Origin of the sequence: Chryseobacterium balustinum, from assembly GCF_900168205.1 — a bacterium.
In the GTDB taxonomy this organism is placed as follows: Bacteria; Bacteroidota; Bacteroidia; order Flavobacteriales; family Weeksellaceae; genus Chryseobacterium; species Chryseobacterium balustinum.
The window spans coordinates 1-8,639 of record NZ_FUZE01000046.1; the positions used below are offsets into that span (position 1 = coordinate 1).

The following is an 8,639-nucleotide window of genomic DNA, read 5'->3' on the forward strand; positions in this document are numbered from 1 at the left end:
ACTCAGATTGAGCTTCTTCAAATTTTTCAAAGATGAAAGGTCAGGAAATATTTTAAGATCAGACAAAGAACAGCTAAGGTCTATTTCTTCAAGCTGATTGGCATTTATATTATTAATTTTGATCTCCGAAAATCTACAGTAAGACATTGTCAACTTTTGAACGTTTTTTACATCAAAAATCCATTCAGGAGACACGTGTGGTTCCTTATTTTTAGGATCAAAAACAATTCTCAGGTCTTTGATAGATTTGATGTTCTTGATGGAGTCTGGAACATTGTAGATTGCTTCTTCGCTTACATAAAGTTCTTCTAAGGACTGGAACTGATCAATATTTGCAGGAAGATGACAATGATTGTTTGCACCCAGCTTTTTTAGATTTTTTAATGAAACCAGCTCATCCGGGATATAGTAATCTTTTTTACTGGCAAAGCCCAACTCCTCGATCTGGGAGATCATATTAAAATCTATTTCCTGATAATCACTTGCTTTATCTATAAAGATACTTTTTAATTCTTGTGGATTTTCAATTCTTAATTTTTTAAGAGCCATATTTTTGATTTGAGTTGATGTGAAATAATTAATATTTCTGCATGAGATAATATAAGTGGTCAATTTTCTTTTGACTAATACTAATTTACGAAATTTGAAAAATCTGCAAAGCTTTCAAGCTTATAAAACATTTTAAGCCAACTAAAAAATTAATTTTTTCGTGGTTATTCAAGCCGTCGTAGGGTGTCAGCCTCCACATTCTAGTACTAAAGGTTCCCATAAAGGTCTCTAGCTATTCTATTTCGAAACTCTGAACTTACCAGCATCAGCAGGATTTCTGGTTACTAAGTACCTTTCCAGATACTCAAAACGTCCTTTTTGATGGGCAGTTTGTGTGCATATTAGGAACAGTCTATTTTTTTGCTTGAAATAATGATCATTGTCTTCCTTGGTCTTATTGAGACTAAAGTGGCAAGAGCGGTAAAGATTTCAAAGTAGCAACCACTTCAACCGCTCAATAACATTCAATTCATACATTTTTCCAATTGGGATCTAATCATTTGAAATACATATAATGTTACCTTCAACGCTGTATGGTTGGGAGCATCTGCTAATTATCCAACAGCAGTTAAGCCGTCTCAGCAAAGACCTTTTTTTTAGACATTTGTCCTGTGCCTGGAATCGGCGTTCCTGTAGTTTTGTAAAAAAATAAAACAATATGGGTTCAAATATTTTAATTGTCGGAGGAAAAGGAATAGTTGGAAAAACGATACACAGAATTCTGCGCTCCAGAAATCAAGATTGTAATATATTTATCGGAAGCCGGAAAGAAGGGACCACGGATCACGATGTAATGATCGATGTCAATAAGCCTGAAACTTTCAAGGCTGTCTTAAACAGAAATATTGATCTTATTATTCTTGCTGTCAATGATAAAGAGGATTATATACTCAGGTTTGCTATTGATAATAGTATTGACTACATTGACATTACAAAACCCACACCTGATCTTGTGAAAGCTCTAGTTATAGCAGATACTACACAAAATATCAACAGCAGGATCGTATTCAGTTCAGGATGGATGGGAGGACTCGTCAGCGGACTTATGAAAATTCTATCTCATAATCCCGAAAACATACGAGAAGTAAAACTGTATGTATATTACTCTGTCAAGGATATTGCAGGAGAAAGCTCTGCTTATTTTATGGCAGAGAATGTAGCCAGGCCGTTTATCAGCTATCAGACTAACCGGCAGATATTTGTGAGACATTTTCTGAATTCTGAAGATTTTAAGTTTTCTTTCGGAATCGGAAAGCGACAGGCTTATAACTTTGATGTTCCAGATCTTTATATTTTAAATCAGATCGAAAGAATACCTACAGTCAATGTTAAAATGACCTATGATTCAAAATTCATCACCTGGCTTTTGGGAACATTCCAAAAGTTAAGGATCTTTAATATTTTATCATTAAAGCAACGTCGGGTTATTTTCGGTTCGAGTGGTAGCGGTGACCAGTCTGTATTTGAAATTGTAATCAAAGAGGGGCAACGAGAAAAAAAGCTAAGTCTACAAAGCAAAAAAGGACAGGCAGAGCTCACAGCACTTGCTACCGTTTTGCACGCTGAAATGCTACTTCATGGCGAGTTTAAGAACAAAATATATTTTGCCCATCAACTTCATGATCCTAGAAAACTTTATCAGTCATTGGCTAAATATGAAGGTATAACAATTGAAACAAGAGTATGAAAAACAACGGCCATCCCAATCTGGGATCTTTTCAATTTTGGCATTATAAATTTCTAAAGGGAAGGTGCAGAAAAACCGGCGCTAAGGTCCAACAGATCATTGTCTGAGATCTTAAGATTAATTATCCTTTTGTTATATCCTATTTATCAAAGTGTTATTAAAATAAATTATGTAAGACTCGATTTGTTGAACTGATATTTTATAATTCATTATTTATAGATCAATTTCTGTATAAACATAATTTTTTTGTCTGCTAAATTCCAATTAGAAACCTCATTATCCACCAAAACTTTATGTTTTTTACTGATATCCCGCAATGAATTGCCGATGGACTTTCTTACATACTCACTATCGTCAAATCTGGCTTTTGCAATCAACTGAATGGCAAGTTCAGGATTTTCTTTGAAATAAGGTCGATTTGTCCAAATACGTAAACCTTCAATAACAGCCCTTTTTAGATTAGGATTTTTATCATTGATCCAACTTTTGATTTTTGTTAGTGATTTCTCATAGCCAACCGTTTGACAGTAATAATCAAAAGCTTTAGCTAACATTTCCTGTACCCTCCAGTTATTATCCGTTGCAATTTTGGTCTCAAGTATTTCAAGTGCATTTGAATTTTTGACTGATAATTGCCCAAAGAGATAAGTGGCTAACATTCGGATCTGATAAGCGTCATACTCTAGCAGGTTTGTTCCAAATTCCAAATGGTCGATGGAAGTATCTTGTAAAATAAGGTCACCTGCTTCAATGATATGTTTGAAGCCGTGTTCAATACTTTTTAATTTTTCAATGAGTGCATCCATTTGTTTTTAATATAAATAATTGATTTCAATATTTAAAATTACATCACTTTCATTTCTTCAATCTGATCCATTCTTAGTACACCAATACTATATATTGATCACTTAAATTTGCTAAAAAAAGCATCCAACTATATTTAAATGCTTTAAAAATAACTGAAAAACATTTATAACGATTTACAATGGAGCAGAATTCTTCTCAATTAACAAAGTTCTTAAAATATAAATAAAATGATCTAAGTAAAATGATCCAATATCATTTTAATCCTGATGTTTTCATAAATTTGTCAGAACGTAAAGTATCGCAAATCCACCTAAGTTCGGATGTTTATGTGCAATATAGTACAGCATATATTTATTGATTATCAGTAAAACACCTAATTGACAAAAATTAAGAAAAATAATTAAAAGACAATAGAAATGAAAGAATACACTTTACCCCATTTCGGAAATTTAGCGACAGAAAATTTGGACGAATATTACGATGTTAACATTGAGTTCGACGGAGATGAAATTGAAATAGATCTAAACTTCGAAAACAAAACCATTGATACAATAACAATGGACAAAGTGAAAAATTTCATTGAAAATATTGAAAAACATAACAAGCTTAACCATACCTATATTCTCAATGATTATAATGACGAAGATGGTGACACTGTAAGATCTTATTTGGAACATCATCTTGAAGAAGTTGAAAAAGAAGAACTTTCAGATCTTATAAACTTTGACGATAAGACCACTGAACCTGAACTGCAGCTTTTAAAGAATTTAAAATTAGTTAGAATTGGACTTTATCCTGATAATGAAGACAATTTCGCAATTTTTGATTATTCAATTGGAGTAGAAATAACAGATTATTTAGTTGTACTTAATACTGATGAAAAGGGACAATTAGATTATATGGCAATGGAAAGCTAAAAAACCAGTTCCAACATCGGTTTTGCAATATTGTGGTGAAACTGCAGAGTTCAACGGTATTTCTTCAAGTGAAGATTTGTGCTTTGATTGCTAAACTATCACAAGCAACGAAAGATTTTGCATCACCCATGAACCAGACAAAATGTCGAGGAAAAGTATCTATTGCTCATTCTTAAAAAGAAACAATTTATCACCATTTATTTTAAGAACTAATTCAAATACAAGAAAGAAAAAGAACATCGTACTCTTATTAATAATCCCTATAACAAGTTTTCAACCCTAAAATGGTGTGCATAAATCAAAAACTGTTTACATCATAAATTAAGGTTGATATAATTATGTATTAAAAGGTGAAAATTGAAAATTTATTAGTTTTAACACTACTTTCTTTTATAAATTTGTAGTTCTTGACCTTGATAAATACTTTGGTGTTAATATATCTGAATGTACCATAGTTAGAACGAATTAAAATTAAGAATTACACTTAATTAATGTTACATAGTATTTCGTAAATTAAAAGCTCATTTTGTTATAGTGGGTATACGTAAATATATAGTTATCCCAACAGTTAGTTGTCTTCTAACGTATAATGGCAGCGTATGAAAATAAAAGTTTATTCCCCTTCAAATCCTCTTCTTAAAAAATACATAGAGTGTATTTATTTACTCACACGTACCTTTGAAGAAGAACCCGCCAGATACATCACCTTCCCATCTATTTTCACCATTGTATCAATCAGTGAAAAATCAAAAGCGATTACTAAAGGAAATCAATTAATCATCGGGCAATATGACGACAACGATATGGAAACCAATCTAGTGTCTAATTTCAATAAACAAGTGTATGTTCAGTACGAAGGGAAAATTAACGAAATTACTATCTATTTTAAACCATTGGCGATTAATGCATTTTTGGAGCAGGACTTAAACCATTACAACAGCTCCAACTTTTCTGAATTTTTACCTTTTGAAGATTACAGAGAAACGATGATTGACATTCTTTCTTTACAAAATGATGCCGAAAAAATTGAGGCTGTTGAAAGGTATTGGTTATCCAAATTAAGAGGATTTCAGCATAATTTCCTTGAGACTGTTTTGTCTGAAATGATGTGTGATGAAAATGACGCACTAACCATTACAGAACTATGCGAAAAAAATGCTATTTCGCGCACCACATTGAACAAACACTTTGACAGACATATCTGCAAAACACCATCTCAATTCAAAAAGATATTAAGATTTAGAAATGCGGTCAACAAATACGCATCAGATAAGTCAAAAAACAATTTAACGGATATCGCCTATAGCGTTGATTATTTTGACCAGTCTCATATGACAAGAGAATTCAAATCTGTGACAGGGTTATCTCCCAAGGTTTTCTTTGAAAAAACAACTGCACTGGAAAAAAAACAAATTCACTGGCTGTTTTTATAGATGGGTTTACGTATGTACAATTTTTCGTTTGTTGATTAATGTAGTTTTGTCTCTTAATTATAAATGAAAACCCTATGACCATTCGTCAAATCTATTTTTCTACAGCTATTTTCCTTACAGCTCTTTTGCAACCTACTGTGGTCAAATCACAAAATCAAGAAAATATAATTAATCCGATAAAGTCTCATTTAAAAATTCTTGAAAAAGAAAATAACTTAAGCGGGGTTGTTCTCATTGCAAAAGATGGCAAACCAATCTTCAAAGAAACATTTGGCTTTTCCAATTTGCCGGATCGTGTTAAAAATAAACCGGACACGAAGTTCAATTTGGCTTCTATCAACAAGATGTTCACCGCAATCGCTATTATGCAATTGGTGGAATCTGGGAAAATTTCGCTTCAAGATAAAGTAGGCCAATATCTTTTGGATTATCCCAATAAAATGGTTGCCGACTCGGTGACCATCCATCAATTATTAACGCACACTTCCGGAATGTTCAGTTTTTGGGAGGAATATGATAAGCTTGCAAAAGAAAAATTCAAAACAGTTGATGATTACCTTCCATTGTTTGTTGATAAAAAACTTGCCTTTGCTCCAGGTAGCAGCTTCTTGTACAGCAATTCCGGATATATGGTTTTAGGATTACTTATTGAAAAAGTGTCTGGCCAAAATTATTTTGATTTCGTAAAAGAACACATTTACAAACCTTCAAAAATGATTAATACGGATGCTTACGAATTGGATAATGCCATTCCAAATTTGGCGACCGGCTATACAATGTCATTAGAAGAACCGGGGCAATGGAAAAATAATTCTTTTTTGAATCCCACAAAAGGAACGCCTGCTGGTGGTGGTTATTCAACAGTTGACGATTTGCTAAATTTCTCCAATACTTTACAAAACAATATTTTACTCAGCAAAGAGAATACAACGCTTTGTACATCAGGTAAAGTAAAGTTTAGAGAAGGAATGTATGGCTATGGATTTGAAGAAACCATCATCAATGGGCATCGTATTTTTGGACATACCGGCGGACACGATGGTGTTGCCAGTGAAATAATGATTTATCCGGATTTGGGTTATACTGTTGTCATTCTAACCAATGGAGAGGTCGAAAATTATTGGGAAGCGAGTAATCTGATTAAAAAACAATTGGTGGGTTCAGCACCATCCATTGACAATTTCTTTTACACTAAAGATATCATCAAGACCGTAACCAACAAAGGCTACGAAGCAGGAATTAAAGAAATAGAGCTCAACTCAAAGAAACATTCATTAAGGGAAAATCTTATTGAAAGATATGCTTATAAGCAGTTGTTCGAAAAAAAGACCAATCGGGCAATTGACTTGTTTAAGTTAAATCTTCACTTTTTCTCCAACTCAACCAATGGCTATTATTACATCAGTGAAGCCTATAGAGTCTCAGGTCAAAAAAAACAAGCGATTGAATATCTAAAGTTATACCTTGAAAAAGAGCCGGAAGATAATGCGGCTCAATTAAAGTATAAACTGCTAATTAAATAACTACCGCTAATAAGGGGTTCGCAATAGTGGAGTCAAAGTGAAAAGTTCAACTGTTGTTCTTCCATTGAGCTTTTGGCAAAAAAGAAGATTTGCACTTCGAGTTCTGCCATCGCAAGACCGCGAAACCTTATGATTTAGTGGGATCTTTAAGTAAGCAAAAAAGTAATAAATAATGATAACAGTTTATGCAAAAATCGTAAGTGAGGAATTGGATAATGCAGTGGACAAGTATATTAATTAATAAATTTGCATATAAGATTTGATGAAATAAAAGAAATATGCTACTAATGAAATCCGTAATCCATCAGTTACCCAATGACTTTTTTAATAAAAATTTAAAGCAGTCAAACGTATATTTTTATCAAACTCAGAAATCTTCAGAGAAAAGCAAAGTCAATTTTCAACAAAATCTTTTGTGCTTATTATTAGTGGGCGAAAAGGAACTTTATTATGCAGACACCCGATCTAAATTTAATAATACCACTCTATTTCTACTGCCGAAAGGTAATACTTTGATGACCGAAAAAGTAAGTACTTTTCAAAATTACAGTAGTATCCTGCTTTTCTTTTCTGATGATTTTCTGACGGATTTTATTTTAAATAATAAAGTAACAACTGATAGGAAACTAAAAGGAAATAATAGTTTAACCATTATAGCCAAAGATGACTACATCTTCAATTTCCAAAAATCATTATTGCTTTTAAAAGATAATTTTGCCCGAGATGAAAAATTAAGTAATCTGAAAACGGAAGAAATCTTACTTTATCTGTATAGAAAACATCCCAAGATTATCAATAATTTTATTCAAAATGCTTTAAGTATTAATCCTCATTTTGAATTTAAAAAATTAATCAGCAAAAACCTCTATCAACCTTTGTCAATTGAAGAGCTTGCCTTCCTTTCTAATATGAGCCTTTCCTCATTTAAACGAAAATTCAATGAAGTTTACCAGACTTCTCCAAGACAATATTTTATAAAAAACAGAATGGAAAAAGCAAAAAAAGAATTGCTGAACAACAAACGTTCTTCAGATTTCTTTTATGAATTGGGGTACGAAAACCTTTCATCATTCAGCCACGAATTCAAAAAATACTTTGGAATGTCACCGAAGAAATTTGCAGAATCGCTTTGACCTATTAGAACAAGTTTTTGGACAATTAACTCAACTATTGTAGGAATGTCTTTTCAGAACTTTGCATAAAAGTTTAAAAACAATGAAAAAAACATTCTTTTCACTTCTGTTTAGCGTAATTACGCTAAACACTTTCGCTCAAACCTTTACTATAAAAAGTACTGAACTGGGTGGACAAGCCACAAAAAAGCAAATGTCAAATTCTATGGGTTGTAATGGAGATAATATTTCACCCCAATTGTATTGGGAAAACGTTCCCAAAAATGCTCAAAGCTTCGCCATTACTGTTCACGATGAAAATGCACCTACGGGAAGCGGTTGGTGGCATTGGCTGGTTTTTGATATTCCGTCTGCGATTTCCGAATTAAAATCAAATGCAGGCAATATCGAAAAAAAGCTGGCTCCCAAAAATGCGATACAAAGTAAAACAGATTTCGGCATTTCCGGATACGGTGGTCCTTGTCCGCCAAGTGGAAGCGGATTTCACAAATACACTGTGCTTGTTGCACAACCAAAAATACTAAAAATAAATTTTGTGAATATTAAATAAATAAAATACTATAACTATTTGATAATTAATGTATTATTCA

8 protein-coding genes are annotated in these 8,639 nt (G+C 32.6%); 6 read left to right on the plus strand and 2 right to left on the minus strand.

Annotated elements, in window-relative coordinates:
* On the minus strand, nt 1-549 hold a 549-nt coding region (locus B5X64_RS21995), incomplete at its 3' end, for a leucine-rich repeat domain-containing protein (protein WP_139377622.1).
* A 658-nt stretch (nt 550-1,207) separates the two neighbouring features.
* Here B5X64_RS21995 and B5X64_RS22000 point away from each other — a divergent pair.
* Nucleotides 1,208-2,236 carry a saccharopine dehydrogenase family protein gene (locus B5X64_RS22000; RefSeq protein WP_079467266.1) on the plus strand — a complete coding sequence of 343 codons (1,029 nt, stop codon included), beginning with the start codon at nt 1,208-1,210 and terminating at the stop codon, nt 2,234-2,236.
* 209 nt (nt 2,237-2,445) lie between these two features.
* On the opposite strand, the gene B5X64_RS22005 is transcribed toward B5X64_RS22000, so the two are convergent.
* Entirely contained in the window at nt 2,446-3,042 is a 597-nt protein-coding gene (locus tag B5X64_RS22005; protein WP_079467267.1) for a DNA alkylation repair protein, read from the minus strand.
* Nucleotides 3,043-3,459: 417 nt separating this feature from the next.
* Between B5X64_RS22005 and B5X64_RS22010 the strand changes: the two genes are divergently transcribed.
* The 5 genes from B5X64_RS22010 (at nt 3,460) to B5X64_RS22030 (ending at nt 8,599) form a co-directional block, all read left to right on the plus strand.
* Nucleotides 3,460-3,960, plus strand: coding sequence for a DUF2004 domain-containing protein (locus B5X64_RS22010; RefSeq protein WP_079467268.1), 501 nt, complete (start codon nt 3,460-3,462; stop codon nt 3,958-3,960).
* Nucleotides 3,961-4,559: 599 nt separating this feature from the next.
* Nucleotides 4,560-5,393 (plus strand): helix-turn-helix domain-containing protein, encoded by an 834-nt coding sequence (locus B5X64_RS22015; protein WP_079467269.1) that lies wholly within the window; start codon nt 4,560-4,562, stop codon nt 5,391-5,393.
* A 74-nt stretch (nt 5,394-5,467) separates the two neighbouring features.
* Nucleotides 5,468-6,916 (plus strand): serine hydrolase domain-containing protein, encoded by a 1,449-nt coding sequence (locus B5X64_RS22020; RefSeq protein WP_079467270.1) that lies wholly within the window; start codon nt 5,468-5,470, stop codon nt 6,914-6,916.
* A gap of 287 nt (nt 6,917-7,203) precedes the next feature.
* Complete coding sequence (locus tag B5X64_RS22025) at nt 7,204-8,049, plus strand: helix-turn-helix domain-containing protein (protein WP_164463430.1); 846 nt, start codon at nt 7,204-7,206, stop codon at nt 8,047-8,049.
* A gap of 82 nt (nt 8,050-8,131) precedes the next feature.
* On the plus strand, nt 8,132-8,599 hold the full coding sequence (locus tag B5X64_RS22030; protein WP_079467272.1) for a YbhB/YbcL family Raf kinase inhibitor-like protein: 468 nt from the start codon (nt 8,132-8,134) through the stop codon (nt 8,597-8,599).
* Nucleotides 8,600-8,639 lie beyond the last annotated feature (40 nt).